The sequence below is a fragment of the Myxococcus sp. AB056 genome (genome assembly GCF_006547365.1).
Lineage (GTDB): Bacteria > Myxococcota > Myxococcia > Myxococcales > Myxococcaceae > Myxococcus > Myxococcus virescens.
This window is the reverse complement of the sequence record NZ_VHLB01000045.1, coordinates 1-17,333: the sequence shown is the minus strand read 5'-3', so window position 1 is coordinate 17,333 and position 17,333 is coordinate 1. Positions and strand designations below refer to the sequence as shown.

The following is a 17,333-nucleotide window of genomic DNA, read 5'->3' as shown; positions in this document are numbered from 1 at the left end:
CAACGCAACGAAGCCGTTTCCCGTCCCAAGGGACGTGGCAGGCTGCGTGCGCGTTTCCCAACCCCGAGGTGAACCGTGAAGCTGAAAACCGCATTGACGGCGGCGGTGCTGACCCTGCCGCTGGCTGCGCCAGCCGCCCCCGCCCCCGCGCCGGCCGCGACGGCGTCCCGCAAGGCCGCCACCAAGGCGCCCGCGTCGCCGAAGAAGGCGACGGTGGACACCTACCACGGCACGGCGGTGAAGGACCCGTACCAGTGGCTGGAGGACTCGTCCGACGCGCAGGTGAAGCAGTGGAACGACGCGCAGAACGCGTACACCCGCGCCCTCCTGGACAAGCTGCCCGGACGCGAGGCCATCCGCCAGCGCGTCTCCGAGCTGCTGAGCTGGAAGTCCCCTGGCTACGGCGGGCTGCACGAGGCCGGCGGCACGTTGTTCGCCATGAAGGCCCAGCCGCCCAAGCAGCAAGCCTTCCTGGTCGTGCTCGGCTCGGTGGATGACACGTCCAAGGAGCGCGTGCTGGTGGACCCCATGGTGGTGGACCCCTCGGGCCACACCACCATCGACTGGTACGTCCCCACGCTGGACGGCAAGAAGATCGCCGTGTCGATGTCGAAGAACGGCACCGAGAGCGGCGACGTCACCGTCTATGACGTGGCCACCGGCAAGCCGCTGCCGAATGAGACCGTGCCCCGCGTGAATGGTGGCACCGCGGGTGGCAGCCTGACGTGGACCGCGGACGGCAAGGGCTACTTCTACACGCGCTACCCGCGCGGCGATGAGCGTCCCGAGGTGGACCGTGACTTCTTCCAGCAGGTCTACTTCCACCAGCTCGGCACGCCCACGGAGAAGGATACGTATGTGCTGGGCAAGGACTTCCCGCGCATCGCGATGACGGAGCTGGACACGTCTCACGACGGCCAGCACATCTCCGCCGTCGTGGCCAACGGCGACGGCGGCGAGTACATGGTGTACCTGCGCGACGCCGCCGGGAAGTGGTCGCAGGTGTCGAAGTTCGAGGACAAGGTCATCCGCGCGCGCTTCGGCCACGACGGCGCCCTGTACCTGCTCAGCCGCAAGGACGCGCCGCGCGGCAAGGTGCTGCGGCTGCCGCTGGCCACGCCCACGCTGGACAAGGCCACGGTGGTGGTGCCGGAGGGCGAGGCCAGCATCCAGGGCTTCTTCCCCACGAAGTCGCGGCTCTACGTGAGCGAGCAGCTCGGCGGGCCTTCGCAGCTGCGCATGGTGGACCTGAAGGGCAAGGCGCTGGGGATGGTGCCCACCCTGCCCGTGTCCTCCGTGGGCGGGCTCGTGAGCCAGGGCGATGACGACGTGCTCTTCATCAACACCAGCTTCACCCAGCCGATGGCCTGGTACCGGTACTCCGCGAAGGACAACACGGTGAAGAAGACGGCGCTGGCCCGCACGTCGCCGCTGGACCTGAGCGACGTGGAGGTGGTGCGCGCGTTCGCCACGTCCAAGGACGGCACCAAGGTCCCCGTCAGCATCCTCAAGAAGAAGGGCACCAAGCTCAACGGCAACAACCCGGCGCTGCTGACGGGCTACGGCGGCTTCAACATCTCCATCAGCCCGAGCTACAACACGCTGGCCGGTTTCTGGCTGGAACAGGGCGGCGTGTTCGCGGTGGCCAACCTGCGCGGCGGCTCGGAGTTCGGTGAGAAGTGGCACGCCGAGGGCTCGCTCACGAACAAGCAGAACGTCTTCGACGACTTCTACGCCGTCGCGAAGCTGCTGGTGGACCAGAAGTACACGCAGCCGAAGAAGCTGGCCATCCAGGGTGGCAGCAACGGCGGCCTCCTGATGGGCGCGGCCGTCACCCAGCACCCGGAGATGTACGGCGCCGTCGTGGCGCGCGTGGGCATCTACGACATGCTCCGAGTGGAGCTGACGCCCAACGGCCAGTTCAACATCACCGAGTACGGTACCGTGAAGAACCCGGAGCAGTTCAAGGCGCTGCACGCGTACTCGCCGCTCCACAACGTGAAGGACGGCACGGCCTACCCCTCCGTGCTCTTCACGTCCGGCGCGAACGACCCGCGCGTGGACCCGTTCCACTCGCGGAAGATGGTGGCCCGGATGCAGGAGGCCACCAAGGCGAAGAACCCCATCCTGCTGCGCGCCAACGCGGAGACGGGCCACGGCGCCGGCACGCCGCTGAACGCGCGCATCGAGGAGGAAGTGGACGTGTACTCGTTCGTGTTCAACGCCCTGGGCATGAAGTACCAGCCCCCGGCGAAGAAGGTCGCGGCGCCCAAGCCGCAGTAGCCGCTTGAGGCCTTCATCCACCGCCGCCCGGACGCTGGCGCGGCGGTGGATGCGGTGCTGCACGGCGAATCAGCAGGTCCAGGTACAGGCCGTGCCGCCCCACACCTCGTTGCAGCGCCCTTCCGTCTGGGGAATCGAGTCGCAGAAGCTCTGCGCCGTCCCCGGAAGCGCCTGGCAGCAGCCCGTGCACGTCCAGATGCAGGAGCTGCCCTGGTTGACTTCATTACAGCGCCCCGGCGTCTGGGGAATCGAGTCACAGAAGGCCTGGGTCGTCCCCGTCAGCGCCGTGCAGCACCCCGTATTGAGCGCCGCCTCTTCGCTCACGCCGTCGGACGCCGCGCCTTCTTCGTCCACCACGCCACAGCCCGTAAGCCCTGCGACGGCCAGCAACACGGCACCGTGAAGCGCGAACCGCTTCAGTGAACCACGCATGCGAAACCACCTTTCCTGAGCAAGCTGCATGGGCAGCCTAGCCCGAGGAAAAGCGGAAAAGCACGGCGCACTGCAGAGGCGTGCGGACCACGTCCCAGCGGTAGCGTCCCCGCCACTCCTGGAATGCGGAGTGCTGGCACACGGCTTCGCGCGGGTGCGCTGCGAGCGTTGTAAGGACGAACTGCTCGTCGCCTTCTCGTCGGACGTCCTCACCGTCTTCCTGCGCGCGGTGTTCGCCCTACAACGTCGGCGAGCGCGGAGGCAAGTCATCCGTCATGGGCAGGTGAGCGGCTACTCCCACTGCTTCTCGACGTCCGCCCGGGATGGAGGCGCGGGCCGAGGCGGGAAGTAGCGCTGCGGGTGGTAGCCCCTGTCAGACCAGGTCACCCCCTTCCCGAATTCGCGCACCATGCCGCGAACGTCATCCACCGAGTGCTGACGCTCGCTCCCGTCCGTGAAGGCCTCGGCGACCCGCCCGTCCTTGAAGACGGCGCGGAAGATGATGGGCGGGCGACGGCACGGAATGCCGGTGTAGATGGGCTTGTAACGAACGCCATCGACGCGGGTCAGGTGGTACTGCAGCCTGTTGTATTTTTGATTGGGCTCGTGGGGGCCCATGCTGCAACGGGCGACCACCTCGGAGACCTCGCCCAGGAACGTCCGGGTATTGGCCGCGGCTTCCAGGATGAGCCCCGGGGAGCTCCTGGGGTTCATCTTGGAGATCGCATCCTCGATGCTCTCGTTGAGCAGCCGCGCCAGCGTCGGACTCGGGATGTTCCCCGGCTCCGCGGGCGGCCACAGGAGTGGGCTCAAGAAGATGTACGCCACCCCGCCGAGGGGGGCTACGAGCCAGACCAGCGACAGCAACAGCACTTTCTTGCGGCTGGCTTGCGACGCCATTCAGATGTCTCCACGTCTAGCGCCGAGGGGCCGGACGTGCCCTCCGCCTGCGCAGATGTTTCATCGTTAGCTACCACGAGACCGCCGCGACGGCGGAGCCCCCATGATGGGCGGATTGTCGCTGCACCGGCCCCCAGAGGACGATGCCTGCCCCGACGGTGACGACGCCGACCACCAACGAGAGGATGGTCAGTTCGGGCGTGACATGCTGGATGCCATCGCCTGCTCTCGGTGTGGAGGCCGCAGCAGGGTGCTGGCATACCTGACGGATCCCAAGGGGCGCCCCATTCTGGAGCACCTGGCATTGCCCTCATGGCCTGCGAAGCCGGCCCCGGCACAGGGTCCACCCCAGAGCGCGTGGTGAAGCCTGCGTGCCAGGCGAGCGCTTCCTCAAGGCCTCAACGCAGTACGCCACTGCGTGTGCGGCCGAGTGTCAGCAGGACGCGCGCTGCCATGCCTGGCCCCACCAGCGGTCTGGAGTACAGGGCCCGGCGTCCCGCTGCCAGCTCAAGCGCGCCGTGCCTCCCATCGCAGTCGCGACGTACACAAACTCCGGCGGCGTGCGGCCAATCGACGCCGCACCACCAATGGAGAGCCGAGAATGAATTCGAATCAGTCCAAAGCGGCGCGGCCCCACCTGGAGTTCCTCAGCGTGCGGGCCTTGCTGTCGTCGCTGGTCCTCTTCGGAGGAAGCGCGAATGCCGCCGAGGTCATTCAGCAGTTTCGCCAGCCCGAGTCGCGCGATGAGACGGGAAAACTCATTGTCGAGGAGTCGGTCGTCAGCATCATCAACTGCAATGGCTCGGGTGAGAACGGCGGCCAGTTCTACATCTACCAATATGTCAACCGCCCGGGAGTTCGGGCCATCCGGCCACCCGACTGGAGCCAGCCAATCGGCGGACGCGATTTCGCCGCCTTTGAAGAGGCGGTCGCGGCGGCCTGTGCACCCGCTTCTGCCCCGGGAGGCCCGACGCCGGGGGCCCCCACCCCTGCCGGCTGCTGGAGATTCTCCGGCACCTGGTCGGACAACATCTTCGGGACCATGCAATTGGTCCAGATTGGCGAGAACGCCAGTGGCACCTATACCGGAACGACATCGCCCGGCGCCATCAACGGCAAGGTCACGGGGCAGGCCTTCGATGGGACCTGGGTCAGTCGTGAGGGCACGTCCGGCACCGTCCATCTCGAGCTGAGAGGGGATGGGAGCACCTACGAGGGAGAGGCGAGCACCACCGGCTGGGGGAACAAGGTCAGCGGCAAGTGCGTGGGCCCGCCGCCCGCGGGGTGATACGGGGCGCGTGGGCACCTCCACGGGCAGGCGAAGCGGGGGCGCGCCTCGCTTCTGCCTGCCGCAGCACCGACAGCCCGGCAAGAGTGCGGACGGACGGCTCCGCAGCGTGCAAGACTGGCCGGATGGAGCTCTGGATCAACCCTGCCTGTTCAAAGTGCCGCGCCGCGATGGCCGCGCTGGATGCGTCCGGTACAGCCTACGTCGTCCGCCGCTACTTGGAGTCGCCCCCCACCGCTGCGGAGCTGGAGGCCGTACTCGGGAGGCTCGGGCTGGAGCCCTGGGAGCTGGTGCGCATGGGTGAGGCCGCGGCGACCGAGGCCGCGCTGGAGATGCTGCCCAGAGACGCGACACACCGTGCCGACTGGATTGCAGCCATGGTCCAGCACCCAGAGCTGATTCAGCGGCCCATCGTTACCGCCAGCGACGGGACGACGGTGGTGGGGCGGAGCCCGGAGGCGCTGGAGAGAGTGTTAGCCGCGGAGCGCGGCTCGGGCACCTGAGCGGGGGCTTCAGGCCGAGTGAGCTTCGTCCGCTTCCGGGGGCGGACATCATGTTCAAGTGGCCCGATGGCGAGCTGTACCACGAGCGCGTGAAGGCGCCGGTGGGCTCCAAGTCGGGCACCTACGACGGGCCGTGCCCGCGGACCTCGAACGTGCGGGCTTCGGGCTCCATGAAACGCAGGAGCGCCTCGCCCTCCTTCACCAGGGCGTCACGGTCCTTCTTCTTGATGGGCGCAAAGGGCTCGACGACGAGCGTAGCCGCCGCGCGCTTGCGCTCCACCGTCCACGTCCCGGCGATGAAGCCGTCCACGAGGAAGGTGGCGGGGACTCGCAGATTCTTGGTGATGAGCTTGGAGCGGTACGCGTCATCCACCAGCCGGGCCCGGTCCTCATGGCCGAGCACCAGGCTGTCGAACTCCGGGAGGAAGCGCGCGGGTGCGGCCGTGTCCTCGTCCGGCCGGGGTGCCTTGGGCAGGTCGAACAGCTCCCGCCCCTTCTCGTCCCGGAACGTGCGCAGCGAAGGCCGCAGCGCCTCGAAGGTGGACTTCAGGCCCTTGAGGCCGGACCAGGTCTGGGCATCCGTCACCGATGCGGGACCGAAGGCCGCGAGGTAGCGCTGCACCAGCGTGGGAAGGTCCGCTTCGGCGCGCAGCCGTGCGCCCAGCCAGGACTCCGCGACCGCGAAGTCCGTGGTGCCGGGGTAGCCCCACTCCGTCTCCGTGGGGACCTGGATGAGGGGTAGGAACATCCGCACCGCGAAGCCCATGGCGCGTTCGTCGTTCTGGGGATGCCGGGCCACCAGGTGGTCGCGCAGCGCCTCGAAGGTGCGCGGCGCTTCATCGAAGAAGGCGCGCGCCTCCTTGACGAGCGGCGCGACGTCCAGCCCCTTCGCGCGCTCGCGCAGCACCGACGCCACAGAGGCTTCGAGCAGCGGTGTGAAGCTGGCTCGCAGGTGCCGGTAGTCCTCCGCGCTCGCCAGGTGCAACGTGCCGCGCATCAGCGTGGCGCGGACCACCTCCTTGCGCTGGAGCAGCACCTGGAGCGCGTCTCGCTCGAAGCCCGCGACACGCGACCACAGGCCGATGAACGGCGGCTTTGCCTGTTGGGCCTGAAGCGCCAGGAGCTTCTCCACCGCGCCGAGCACGGACGTCTGCTCACGCGCCAGCAACATCTGCCGCGCCAAGGTCGCGCGATTGAGGGCCCTGAGGGTCAACGGGGAATCTGGCATGTGGCCTCGCTCGCGGGGTGCACCTGGCGGGTCGTGGCGCCGCGCGAGTCGCAGAGGTGTAGCACTTCACGAACGAAGGGCGAACAGGCCCGGTACTCCTGGAGCCCGGCACACCGGAGTGCCACATTGCACGGCATGAATGTGGACCGGCTCGACATGATGACGACCCCCGCCGCCCTCGTGGACCTGGACCGTGTGGACGCCAACCTGAAGCGCGTGGCCCTGTACACCCGCCAGCACGGCCTGCGGTGGCGGCCCCACACGAAGACGCACAAGACACCGGAGTTCGCCGCGCTCCAGCTCGCCGCCGGAGCCCAGGGCGTCACCGTGGCCACCGTCCGCGAGCCGGAGGTCATGGCCACCGCCTGCGACGACATCCTGCTCGCCTATCCTCCCGTTGGCGACGACAGGCTCGCCCGGCTCATGGCGCTACCACCACATGTCCGGCTCACCGTGGCCCTGGACTCGGGCGAGGCGCTGGAGATGCTGAGCCGCGCGGCCCGGAGGGCAGGCCGCACCGTGGGCGTGTTGGTGGAGCTGGACCTGGGCATGCGGCGCGTGGGAGTTCAGTCCCCCGAGGACGCAGTCGCACTGGCCCGCGCAGTGACGTCCAGCAGTGGCCTGGAGTACCGGGGCATCACCTTCTACGCCGGACACCTGCGTATGCCACAGGCGGAGCTGGGCGCCGCGATGCGTGAGCAATCCGTGCGGCTGGCCACCTACGTGGACACCCTTGCGAACGCGGGACTGCGGCCCGAAACCGTGAGCGGCGGCTCCACGCCGACGCTGTGGCGTTCGCACGAGGTCACCGGGCTCACGGAGATTCGCCCGGGCATCAACATCTTCAACGACCGCAACTCCGCGACGGTGGGCGCGTGCGCGTGGGACGAATGCGCGTACTCCGTGCTGGCCACGGTGGTGAGCACCACGGTACCGGGACAGGCCGTCATCGACGCGGGTTCCAAGGCCCTGGCCAAGGAGGAAGGCTTCACGGACGCAGGCGGGTACGGCGCCCTGCTCGACATGCCGGACGTCCTGGTGCGCGGCCTGTCCGAGGAGCACGGCCTGCTGGACCTCTCCCGCACCGACTGGCGGCCCCGCGTGGGCGACCGCGTGCGCGTGGTGCCCAACCACGCCTGCGCCTCCGTCAACCTGCACGACCGGTTGCACCTGCTGCGTCAGGGTACCTGGGCTGGCACGCACACCATCACCGCACGCGGCTGGTGACGCGCGCAACTCAGTCCATGCGCTGGAGCTCCTTCGTCAGCGACTGCTCCAGCTCGCGAATGTTGCGATAGACGATGCAGCGATAGGACGCGACGTCGAAGCGGAGCTCCTTCACGTCGCGCACCAGCAGCAGCGTGGGCCGGCCCCGCCCCCACGCATAGCCGACCTCCAGGTACACGTTCGGATTGGCCAGGGACAGGTCGGCAATCACTACCTTCGCCGTCTCGATGCGCTCGCGGATGCGCTGGATGATGGGGCCGTCGAACAGCTCCTGGTCCACGCGCTCGCACAACATGCCCGCGGCCTTCACCGGGCCCTGGATGCCGTAGTGATAGGTGTCCTCCAGTTCGGGCGCGAAAGGCATGGCCACGAAGGCGTGAGGCTTTGCCATGGACACGGTGCCCGCCGTCGCCAAAGGTGGTGCCTGCGTCACGGCAGACATTCTCCGCACACGAAAGCCACCCTCCGGAAGCGTCTCCACACCAGGCGTTGCGCTCAAGCCGCGCGTGAAGGCCTTCGCCAGTCTTTGCGCCCGGCTCGCGTTCCGCTCCACTACCGTGAAGCGCGTCAGGGATTGGGGCCCGGAGCCACGTTGGAAGGCTTCAACGAGCCCGCCCACGAAGGCGAGCACGGCCTCGTCTTCATCCAATCCGTAGTTGGGACCATGAACGGTGCCCGCGACATGCGCGAGGCCCGAGTGGTTCTCCAGGGCCGCCAGCGCGCGCACCGCGAACTGGCGAATCTCGTGGTAGCCGAACTCCCCCAGGCGAACGGTGCCCACGAAGAGCGCCCGTGGCGCGGTCAGCGCCCCCCGCGTCTCCACGAGACGCGTCGCGCCTGGTGCGAGCTCGAGCTGCGCGAGGGGAACGCCCGCCTGCTCCAGGCGCCGCGCCGCTTGGCCCGTCGCGCCATAGAGACTTTGTGCGTATTTGAACAGCACCGCGTCCGCGGTGAACTCGGTGAGGTCTCCTACCTTCAACGCCACGTCGAGGAACTGGGCCATTGCGTCCCACTGTAAAGCCTTGCGTCTGCTGTTCCCAACCCAACGTCCACGTCTGCCCATCAGTGCATGACGCAATGCGCCTCTCTTTTTCTCGGCTATCAAGTACGTCCTGTCTGAAGATCTCCGTTTGTGTTGTGTTAAGGAACGCCCCCGGCCCTTGGGGGGTCCATCCCGACACAGCCATGACGGCACGGGGCACGGAGGAAAGTCATATGGAGCGCATTGCAATTGTTGGCGCCGGCACCGCGGGACTTCACCTGGGTTTGAAGCTGCTGTCCCACGGTGTGCCCGTGACGATCTACACGGAGCAGGAGCCGAGCAAGCTACGGGTTTCCCGTCTGCTCAACACGGTGGCGCACCATGCCCCCACGCGCATGCGCGAGCGCATCCTGGGCGTGGACCACTGGAGCGGCCCCAACGCTGACATGTTCTATATCGGCATCCATGTGAACGGCGGCCCTCACCCGTTCAGCCTCCGGGGCCGCGTGGATTCCCCCTCCATCTTCGTGGACTACCGGCAGTACCAGCCGCGCCTCGCCGAGGACTTCGTCGCGCGCGGCGGCAAGCTGGAGGTCCTTCCCGTGGACCTCGACGTGCTGGAGCGCCTGGCCCAGCAGCACGCGCTGATGGTGGTCGCCACCGGCCGCAATGGCCTGACTCGCCTCTTCCCTCGCGTGCCCGCGCTGTCGCCGCACACGCAGCCGCCGCGCATGCTCTTCGCCGCGCTGCTCAAGGGCGTGCGCATGCAGGAGCCCATTGGGATGAATGCCAACCTGATTCCGGGCCAGGGCGAGATTTTCGAGTCCCAGGTCGTCACCGAGAACGGCCGGGTCCCCAGCGTGCTCATCGAAGCGCTCCCCGGCAGTGAGCTGTCGCGGCTCAGCACGCAGCGCTACGACGAAGACCCGCGCGCCTTCGAGGCGATGCTGATGGACTTCCTGCGGCGCTTCGCGCCCACCACCTACGAGCGCGTGGATCCAGCGAGCTTCGGCGTGCGAGGTCCCATGGACTACCTCCAGGGCTCCTTCACGCCGACGGTGCGCCAGGGCTGGGCGCCCCTCTCCAACGGCCGCTTCGCGTTGGCAGTGGGCGACACGCACGTGACGAACGACCCCGTCGCGGGCCAGGGGGCCAACGCGGGGTCCGCTTCCGCCTTCGCGTTGGCGGAGCACATCGTCACCGCGCTGGCGGACAACCGTCCCTTCGACGAGGTCTTCTGTCGGGAGGCCGAAGCGGGCTCGTGGGCGGCCACCGCGCCGGCGACGCACTGGACCAACGCCCTGCTCCAGCCGCCGCCTCCGCACGTGATTGACTTGCTGGCCGCTGGCAGCAAGGACGCGCGAGTCGCGGATGCCGTTGCCACCGCCTTCGTGACACCCGAGCTCATCCTTTCCGCATGTGCCAGCCCGGAGAGCACCGCGGCGTTCATCGCGCGGCACCGCCCCATGGTCCGCGAGGTCGCGCCGCCTCCCAGCCCCCTGGCGTGGCACCTGCCTCCCGAGGAGCCCAAGGTCACGGTGTCGTTGACCCGCTGAGGCCCCGTGAAGTCGTCGCGGCAAGGCGGCGCAGGCAGGCCGCCTCGTCGTGCGACTGTGCTCCAACACAGCGGCCTCGCTCGCTGATGCACAGAGTGTGAGCGTGTGATTCAACCCTGCCCCGCTGGGGACGTGCGGTTATCTTCCGCGCCATGCGATTCGCCATCTTGGGCTCTGGAGGCGTCGGTGGTTTCTTCGGCGCGAAGCTGGTCCGCGCCGGGCATGACGTGACGTTCCTCGCGCGCGGAGCGCACCTGCGCGCCATGCAGGAACACGGGCTCACCATCCGCGGCGCCGAAGGAGACTTCACCGTCGCGGTCAAGGCCGACGATGACGTCCAGCGCTTCGGCCCCGTGGACGTCGTGGTCCTCGCGGTGAAGAACTACGACGTCGCTTCCGTGCTCCCCGCGGTGAAGACGTTGCTCTCCGCGCGAGGCGCACCGGCGCCGGGCGAAACGCCGCCCTTCGTGCTCACCTTGCAGAATGGCGTGGACATCCCCTCCGAAGTGGCCGCCGCCGTGGGCGAAGCCGCCGTCCTGGGTGGCACCACGTACATCTCCACCGCCATCAGCGAGCCCGGCGTCATCACCCAGACCGGAACGAACCACCGCATCGTGCTCGGAGAAGTGTTCGGTGACACCTCGCGCATCTCCGACCGGGCACAGTCCCTGCGGGACGCGCTGGCCGGCGCGGGCGTCACCGTGGAGGCCGTAGCGGATGCGCGCGGAGCGCTCTGGGACAAGCTGTCCTTCCTCGCCTGCATCTCCGCGTTCAGCACCGCGTCCCGGCTGCCCGTGGGCGCCCTCCGGGACAATCCAGCCTTCCGCGAGGTGTTCCGGCAGGCCGCCGCCGAGGTGCTCAGCGTCGCCGCCGCGGAGGGCATCACCACCACGCGCACGCCGGACGCCCTGGTGCAGTACATGGACGGGCTGCCCGCCCACATGCGCCCGTCCATGCTGGGCGACTTGGAGAACGGCAAGCCGCTGGAGGTCGAATACCTCCAGGGCGCGGTGGTGCGCCGGGGCCGCGCGCGGGGCGTCCCCACGCCGGTGATGAGCACCCTCTATGTCCTGCTGCTGCCCCACGCCCAGGGGGAACGAAAGGCCTGAGCCACGGCGCCCGGCTGGAGGCCAGCCAACACCCTCCCCGCCTTCAGGGCCCGCGCAATCGCCGGGCCCGATGGGCATATGAACGTCATATGACCGAGCCGAAGCCCCGTCCTTCCGAGAACGAGCTGCCCCCCGTATTGGGCCGCGTGGCCTTTCTCGCCGTCGTGTCCGGCCTGACGCCGCTCATCCCCGTCCCCTTCCTGGACGACTACGCGCTCCGGCAGGCCCGCGAGAGCATGGTCCTCACCATCCTCTCCGAACACCGCCTTCCCAGGCCGGCCCGGGCGGTGGAGGTCCTCGCCGGCTCACACGTTGGCCGGACGGCGGGCGGCCGACTGATGAGCTACATGAAGGGCCTGGCGCTCTTTCCGGTGCGCAAGCTGTTCCGCAAGATCTTCTTCGTCTTGTGGGTGAAGGACTGCGTGGACGTGGCGTCATCGGCGCTGCATCACGGCTACCTGCTCAACCATGCCCTGGACCGTGGCGACCTGAGGCCCGAGGACATGGAGGGCCCGCTGCCCGGGAAGCTTCACGACGCCATCGTCGCCGCCTGCGCGGAGTTGGACCCGCGCCCCGTCAATCAGGCCCTGCGCCGCCTCTTCGCCGGAAGCCGCCTGCTCATGGCCGAGGCCACTCGCGCCTTCTTCAGCTCCGACGCCCTCGGCCCCCGTACGCCCGAGCCGGGTGAGAGCGCCGAGGTGAAGACCTTGACGGAGCGCCTCATCGCCGCGCTCTGGGAGGAGCGCGGTTACTTCGCCGCGCTGCAACAGCACTACGACACGCACCTGAAGGCGCGCCACGCCCCGTAAAGAGCCTTGTGTGTCACGGCGCGGTGTCGGCGGTGGCCAGTGGCTCGCGGATGCGCCGTGAGAAGTCCGGGCGCCCATCCGCCGCCTGCGCGCGCGCGTTGATGTGGTAGCGCTGGCGCACCTGCTCCAGCGGCGCGTCCCGGTCGATGAGCTCCAGCTCATACGCCAGGGCGTCCGAGAACGCCGGCAGCAAGGTGCGGTGGTCGTAGGGCACCCGACTCTGACTCACCTTCTCCAGGTGCCGCACCAGGTTGGTGGTGCAGTTGTTGGTGAGCGTGTCGTAGAACTCCGGCTTCTCGTGCAGCGCGTTCATCCGCGCCACCATGTCGAGGAAGAAGCTGGCGATGCGCTCCTTCGACGCATCCACCGGGTAGAGGTAGACGTCATCCTTGCGGTGGTTGGAGCGCAGTTGCACCAGGTCCCGCTCGTCCCCCACCACGTAGGTGAGCTCGAACTGGCGGAACAGGCCGCCCAGCGCGGAGAAGGTCTCCCCCTTCTCGCGGCGGACCTCCACGGAGAAGACGAGGTAGCGCCCATCCGCGAAGCCGAAGCTCACCATGGTGTGGGCCGCGCCCCAGACGCCGGAGAAGGGCTCCACGATGAACCACGCGCCCGTGAGCTCACGCGTGTCGTACGTGGCCGAGAACCACGACGCATCCCAGTCCGACGTGGTGCGGTAGCGGAAGTCACGCACGTCATGGAACGTCACACGGGGGCCCTCCACCACCGCCCGAGCGGAGCGCGCCAGGTCCGGCGCCCAGTCCGCCTGCGTCGCGGGCCGTACCGTCTGGGTCCACCCCCAGATGGCCACACACCCGACGCCAATGACGGACAGGGCCGCCCCTTGTGAGTGACGCCGCCAGGCCACCACCGCGCCCACCGCGAGCAGCCCGGCCCCCAACGCCCGCAGTCCGTGCGCGCCCTCGGGGCCCGCCCCCATCAACGCCAGGGCCAGCGCGGCCCAGGTGACGCCCAGCGCGAGGAGCAGCGCGGTGATGACGCGGAAGACACTTTGCATGGCCGGCGAGTATATGCGGGCTTCAGACGCCGACCGCACCCACGCCTTCCGTGTCTTGACCCCTTTTCCTGGATTGTGGCCAGAATACGCCCCGTTCCAGGAGAGATATCAATGGCGGATGAGCGAGAGGACACGACCGTCTACAAGGTCGTGGTGAACCACGAGGAGCAGTACTCCATCTGGCCGGCCGACCGCGAGAACGCGCTCGGCTGGAAGGATGCAGGCAAGCAGGGCCTCAAGGCCGAGTGCCTGGAGTACATCAAGGAGGTCTGGACGGACATGCGTCCGCTGAGCCTCCGCAAGAAGATGGAAGAGCTGAAGTCGTAGTCACGGCACCGTCCGTGCGCACGCCCCTCGCGACCCCTGGCAACGGCGCCAGGGTCCGGGGGGCGTGCTGCATGAACGGAACGACAGCGACGCCTAGAGGTCCGGCGGCGGCCGGACGCCCAGGTGGCACGCCCTCAGCGCCAGCTGCGTGCGGTTCTCCGCGCCCAGCTTCCGGTAGAGCTGCGTGACGTGGGACTTCACGGTGCGCTCGGCGATTTGCAGGTGCGCGGCAATCTTCAGGTTGTCCGCGCCGCCCGCGACATACGCCAGCACCTCGCGCTCGCGCTGCGTGAGCGCCAGCAGCACGCTCGCGGTGGGTGACGTCACCGGTGGATGTTCGAAGTCGTTCCTCAGGAGCTGCACCGGGAACAGCCGCTCGCCTCGGACCAGGGAGTTGATGGCGGACGCCACCGCCGTCGTGCCCAGCCCCGCGCGGAACAGGTAGCCGGAGGCACCCTCGTCGAAGCACTGCGAGATGATTTCCGGCGTGCTCACCGCGGAGAGCAACAGCATCCGCACCTCCAGCCGGCGCTTGCGCGCCTCCCGCAGGAGGTTGATGCCTTCCGTGACGGAGCAGCCCACGGCCGCCTCGCTGTCACCCTCCACATCCATGACCGCGACCTGCGGCGGGTCCGTCCCCAGGCTGTCGAGGAACAGGCGCACATCCCTCGTCACCGAGGAGACCTGCACGCCTTCACCACGGAGCCCGTCGGCCAGGCCCTGCCAGGCTGCCCACGGTCCTTCCAGAATCGATACACGAATCGCTGCTTGATTGGTTGCCATGCGAAGGCCCCCCAGCCGTCATGGCGAAAACTGCATGAACAGACAACTGACCACAGCCGGCTCCGGTACGAGCAGGGCCAGTGGGTTGCATGACAGGGATGAACGAGCGCGTCCGCTGAGCCACTCCGGAGTCGGCCTACCGATGTACGACTCGACTCCTGACTGTTTTCGACTTTCAGCTACTCCTGACGTCCCTGCGGGCCGCACCTCCTTCGGCCCAGGTTCATGGTCCAACGCAGAAACCCTATCACCGGGAAAGCGCAGACGCGAACCAGCCCCAATGGGAGTGTCCAGTGTGCATGAATCAGAGCCCGTTACAGGGGTTTCATCCGTTGGTTCGTCATCGCTGTCCGGAGCCGGACACGCCCGGGCGTCCACAAGTCGATGAAAGCCCCCTCCCGCACGGCGCTGACTGTCAACCGTGACACATGCGTCTGGGCCTTGAAAATCCCGCAAGTCCAAGCAGAAAAGGGGGTGCGACATGGAGGCGTGGGAGGAAGGCAGACGTGTATGCTGCCGACCCCGCATGCGCTCCGCTCCGACTCCCCATCTCGACGTCGCCACCCCCGAACGTGTGGCGCTCACGCTCCCCATCGCGGGCATCGGCTACCGGTGCCTCGCGTGGCTGGTGGACGCGAGCCTGCTGTTCTTCTTCTGGCTGGTGGCCTACTTCGTCTTCACGTTGCTGGTGTCGGACGTGCTCGGCGTCTTCCAGGCGCTGTCGGGCGTGGGGCAGACGCTGCTGGTGGTGGGCGTCTTCGCCACGCAGTGGCTGTACTGGACGGTGAGCGAGGTCTTCTTCCACGGCCAGACGGTGGGCAAGCGCGTGCTGGGCATCCGGGTGGTGCGCACGGACGGCTCGCCCGTGGGTGTCTACGAGAGCGCGGTGCGCAACCTCTGCCGCGCGGTGGACTTCCTGCCCATGCTCTACGCCGCCGCCTGTGTCAGCATGCTGCTCACCCGCCAGCACCGGCGCCTGGGAGACCTGCTGGCCGGCACGCTGCTGGTGCGCGAGGAGCGCATCGACCTGGACAAGTACACCGCCGCTCCGTCCGCGTCCGTCCCCTTGCCACAGGGCACGGGTGCGCGGCCCCTGTCTCCGGAGGACGTGGAGCTGGTGCTGTCCTTCCTCTCGCGCGCGCCGGGACTGGCGCCGGAGGTGCGGCAGCGGCTGGGCGCGCGGCTGGTGGAGCGCGTGGGGCCTGACGACGCGGAAGCACGCGCGGCGGTGCTGGCGTCCGCGGAGAGCACCGAGGCCTTCCTGCGCGCCCGCGTCCAGGGAGCGCGCTGAGATGGCCACGCCCCTGCCCGCCTACGTGGCCCAACGCCGCACGGACTGGGATGCGCTCCAGGCCCTGCTGGCGAAGCAGCGCTCCGGCACGCTGAAGCTGGGCGAGCTGCGCACGCTGGACACGCTGTACCGCCGCGCGTCCGCCGACCTGGCGCACGCGCAGACCTTCTACGCCGGCACGGATGTCCACCGTTTCCTCAACCAGCTCTGTGGCCAGGCCTACGCGTCCATCTACCAGCCGCCGCGCGAGCGCTGGCCCGCGGTGCGGGACTTCTTCCGCCGCGAGTTCCCCGCCACCTTGCGCCGCGAGCGTGGCTTCGTGGGCGCCAGCGCCGTGCTGTTCATCCTGGGCGTCCTGCTGGGCGCCCTGGTGGTGCTGTGGGAGCCCCGGGGCGCCGAGCTGCTGGTGCCCTCCGGCGTGCGCCACTACGTGGCGCAGGGCCGCATGTGGACGGATGACATCCTGTCGGTGGCGCCGCCCAATTCGGTGGCGTCCGGCATCGCCACCAACAACCTCACCGTCACCATTGTCACCTTCGCCCTGGGCCTCACCGGCGGCCTGGGCACGCTGTTCCTGCTGGTGAACAACGGGGTGCATATCGGCGCCATCAGCGCGCTGTGCGCCCGCGAGGGCATGCTGGGGGGATTGCTGGACTTCATCGCCGCGCACGGCCCGGTGGAGCTGTCCATCCTGGTCATCGCCGGCGGGGCGGGACTGATGGTGGGCCAGGCGCTCATCGACCCGGGGGAGCTGCCCCGGGGACAGGCGCTGGCGGTGCGCGGGCGGGAAGCGGTGAAGCTGGTGCTGGGCTGCGCGCCCTTCCTCGCCCTCATCGGCGTGGTGGAGGGCTACGTCTCCCCAGGGGACATGTTCCCCACCTGGCTGAAGGCGGGGCTGGGCCTGGTCCTGGGGGCGCTCTTCTGGGCCTACCTGCTGCGCGCGGGCAGGACGGAGGCGGAGGCCACGGGCGCCCCGGCCGACAGCGCCTCCTGACGCTTGCGCTGGCGGTGCCGGAGGATGCGCTCATAGGCCGCGTTCAGCTCGCGCATCTTCTCCGCGGAGCCGCCGCGGTCCGGGTGCTGCTCCATGGCCAGCGCGTGGTAGCGCGCGCGGACGGTTTCGGCCGAGTCCAGCGGCGAGACACCCAGCAGCCGGTAGGGGTCCTGCTCTTCCAGCGCGGACAGCCACCGGTCCAGCCGGTCCTTGACCTCGATGAACTGCTCGTCCTGGGCGCCGGTGTCCTTCACCGGGTGCGTGCGCACCTTCGCGTCCGCCCGGAAGACGTCGGAGTACACGCTGGACACCCAGCGGTGACACCCGGAACACCGGAAGTAGCGAACCCGGGTCCCCGGTTGCTGGGTCATCCGGATGCCGCAGTGGGTGCACTCCACATCGACGTTTTCCAGTGTCTGCCAGTTCGCTGCCGCCGCGTTCATCGAACCTTGCTCCCGTTTGCAACACGCCTGTAGCGCGGGGAAGGTCCCACGATGGGAGATCGCGTCAAGAAAATCTCTCCGCCCCGGGTTAGAAGGGCCACCATGCGTCCCCTGCTTCTCGCTGGCCTGCTCCTTGCCACCGCCCCCCGTGCCCAAGCCT

At 68.6% G+C, this 17,333-nt stretch carries 18 protein-coding genes; 11 read left to right on the top strand and 7 right to left on the bottom strand.

Going from position 1 to position 17,333, the window contains the following annotated elements:
- Positions 1-75 precede the first annotated feature (75 nt).
- Positions 76-2,283 carry a prolyl oligopeptidase family protein gene (locus tag FMP39_RS20230; RefSeq protein ID WP_141591964.1) on the top strand — a complete coding sequence of 736 codons (2,208 nt, stop codon included), beginning with the start codon at positions 76-78 and terminating at the stop codon, positions 2,281-2,283.
- A gap of 69 nt (positions 2,284-2,352) precedes the next feature.
- On the opposite strand, the gene FMP39_RS20225 is transcribed toward FMP39_RS20230, so the two are convergent.
- Complete coding sequence (locus tag FMP39_RS20225; RefSeq protein ID WP_228558156.1) at positions 2,353-2,715, bottom strand: hypothetical protein; 363 nt, start codon at positions 2,713-2,715, stop codon at positions 2,353-2,355.
- A gap of 291 nt (positions 2,716-3,006) precedes the next feature.
- A complete protein-coding gene (locus tag FMP39_RS20220) occupies positions 3,007-3,615 on the bottom strand; it encodes a hypothetical protein (RefSeq protein ID WP_228558155.1) in 609 nt (202 codons plus the stop codon).
- A 371-nt stretch (positions 3,616-3,986) separates the two neighbouring features.
- Between FMP39_RS20220 and FMP39_RS38685 the strand changes: the two genes are divergently transcribed.
- From FMP39_RS38685 to FMP39_RS20205, 3 genes are all read left to right on the top strand, one after another.
- Positions 3,987-4,220 (top strand): PAN domain-containing protein, encoded by a 234-nt coding sequence (locus FMP39_RS38685; protein ID WP_194858488.1) that lies wholly within the window; start codon positions 3,987-3,989, stop codon positions 4,218-4,220.
- Positions 4,217-4,903 carry a hypothetical protein gene (locus tag FMP39_RS20210; protein WP_141591962.1) on the top strand — a complete coding sequence of 229 codons (687 nt, stop codon included), beginning with the start codon at positions 4,217-4,219 and terminating at the stop codon, positions 4,901-4,903. The genes FMP39_RS38685 and FMP39_RS20210 overlap by 4 nt, the downstream gene beginning before the upstream one ends.
- Before the next feature lie 125 nt (positions 4,904-5,028).
- Positions 5,029-5,406 (top strand): ArsC/Spx/MgsR family protein, encoded by a 378-nt coding sequence (locus FMP39_RS20205; protein ID WP_141591961.1) that lies wholly within the window; start codon positions 5,029-5,031, stop codon positions 5,404-5,406.
- Positions 5,407-5,527: 121 nt separating this feature from the next.
- Here FMP39_RS20205 and FMP39_RS20200 read toward each other — a convergent pair whose 3' ends face one another.
- On the bottom strand, positions 5,528-6,634 hold the full coding sequence (locus tag FMP39_RS20200) for a winged helix DNA-binding domain-containing protein (protein ID WP_141591960.1): 1,107 nt from the start codon (positions 6,632-6,634) through the stop codon (positions 5,528-5,530).
- Positions 6,635-6,769: 135 nt separating this feature from the next.
- Here FMP39_RS20200 and FMP39_RS20195 point away from each other — a divergent pair, with 135 nt between their 5' ends.
- Entirely contained in the window at positions 6,770-7,861 is a 1,092-nt protein-coding gene (locus FMP39_RS20195; RefSeq protein ID WP_141592004.1) for a D-TA family PLP-dependent enzyme, read from the top strand.
- Between the two features lie 10 nt (positions 7,862-7,871).
- On the opposite strand, the gene FMP39_RS20190 is transcribed toward FMP39_RS20195, so the two are convergent.
- A complete protein-coding gene (locus FMP39_RS20190) occupies positions 7,872-8,864 on the bottom strand; it encodes a hypothetical protein (protein WP_228558154.1) in 993 nt (330 codons plus the stop codon).
- A gap of 212 nt (positions 8,865-9,076) precedes the next feature.
- Between FMP39_RS20190 and FMP39_RS20185 the strand changes: the two genes are divergently transcribed.
- From FMP39_RS20185 to FMP39_RS20175, 3 genes are all read left to right on the top strand, one after another.
- A complete protein-coding gene (locus FMP39_RS20185; protein ID WP_141591959.1) occupies positions 9,077-10,399 on the top strand; it encodes a styrene monooxygenase/indole monooxygenase family protein in 1,323 nt (440 codons plus the stop codon).
- 152 nt (positions 10,400-10,551) lie between these two features.
- Positions 10,552-11,508, top strand: a complete 957-nt coding sequence (locus FMP39_RS20180; RefSeq protein WP_141591958.1) for a ketopantoate reductase family protein — start codon at positions 10,552-10,554, stop codon at positions 11,506-11,508.
- An 89-nt stretch (positions 11,509-11,597) separates the two neighbouring features.
- The gene (locus FMP39_RS20175) at positions 11,598-12,317 is read left to right on the top strand and encodes a hypothetical protein (protein ID WP_141591957.1); all 720 of its coding nucleotides are present in this window, start codon (positions 11,598-11,600) and stop codon (positions 12,315-12,317) included.
- 13 nt (positions 12,318-12,330) lie between these two features.
- On the opposite strand, the gene FMP39_RS20170 is transcribed toward FMP39_RS20175, so the two are convergent.
- Positions 12,331-13,335, bottom strand: coding sequence for a DUF4105 domain-containing protein (locus tag FMP39_RS20170; protein ID WP_141591956.1), 1,005 nt, complete (start codon positions 13,333-13,335; stop codon positions 12,331-12,333).
- Between the two features lie 111 nt (positions 13,336-13,446).
- Here FMP39_RS20170 and FMP39_RS20165 point away from each other — a divergent pair, with 111 nt between their 5' ends.
- Entirely contained in the window at positions 13,447-13,662 is a 216-nt protein-coding gene (locus FMP39_RS20165) for an MbtH family protein (RefSeq protein WP_013939684.1), read from the top strand.
- A gap of 93 nt (positions 13,663-13,755) precedes the next feature.
- Here FMP39_RS20165 and FMP39_RS20160 read toward each other — a convergent pair whose 3' ends face one another.
- A complete protein-coding gene (locus FMP39_RS20160; RefSeq protein WP_011553167.1) occupies positions 13,756-14,445 on the bottom strand; it encodes a response regulator transcription factor in 690 nt (229 codons plus the stop codon).
- Positions 14,446-14,971: 526 nt separating this feature from the next.
- On the opposite strand from FMP39_RS20160, the gene FMP39_RS20155 reads away from it, so the two are divergent.
- On the top strand, positions 14,972-15,736 hold the full coding sequence (locus FMP39_RS20155) for an RDD family protein (protein WP_194858487.1): 765 nt from the start codon (positions 14,972-14,974) through the stop codon (positions 15,734-15,736).
- Between the two features lies 1 nt (position 15,737).
- Complete coding sequence (locus tag FMP39_RS20150) at positions 15,738-16,730, top strand: stage II sporulation protein M (protein ID WP_141591954.1); 993 nt, start codon at positions 15,738-15,740, stop codon at positions 16,728-16,730.
- On the opposite strand, the gene FMP39_RS20145 is transcribed toward FMP39_RS20150, so the two are convergent.
- Entirely contained in the window at positions 16,664-17,173 is a 510-nt protein-coding gene (locus FMP39_RS20145; RefSeq protein WP_141591953.1) for a J domain-containing protein, read from the bottom strand. The genes FMP39_RS20150 and FMP39_RS20145 overlap by 67 nt on opposite strands.
- Positions 17,174-17,333: the final 160 nt, after the last annotated feature.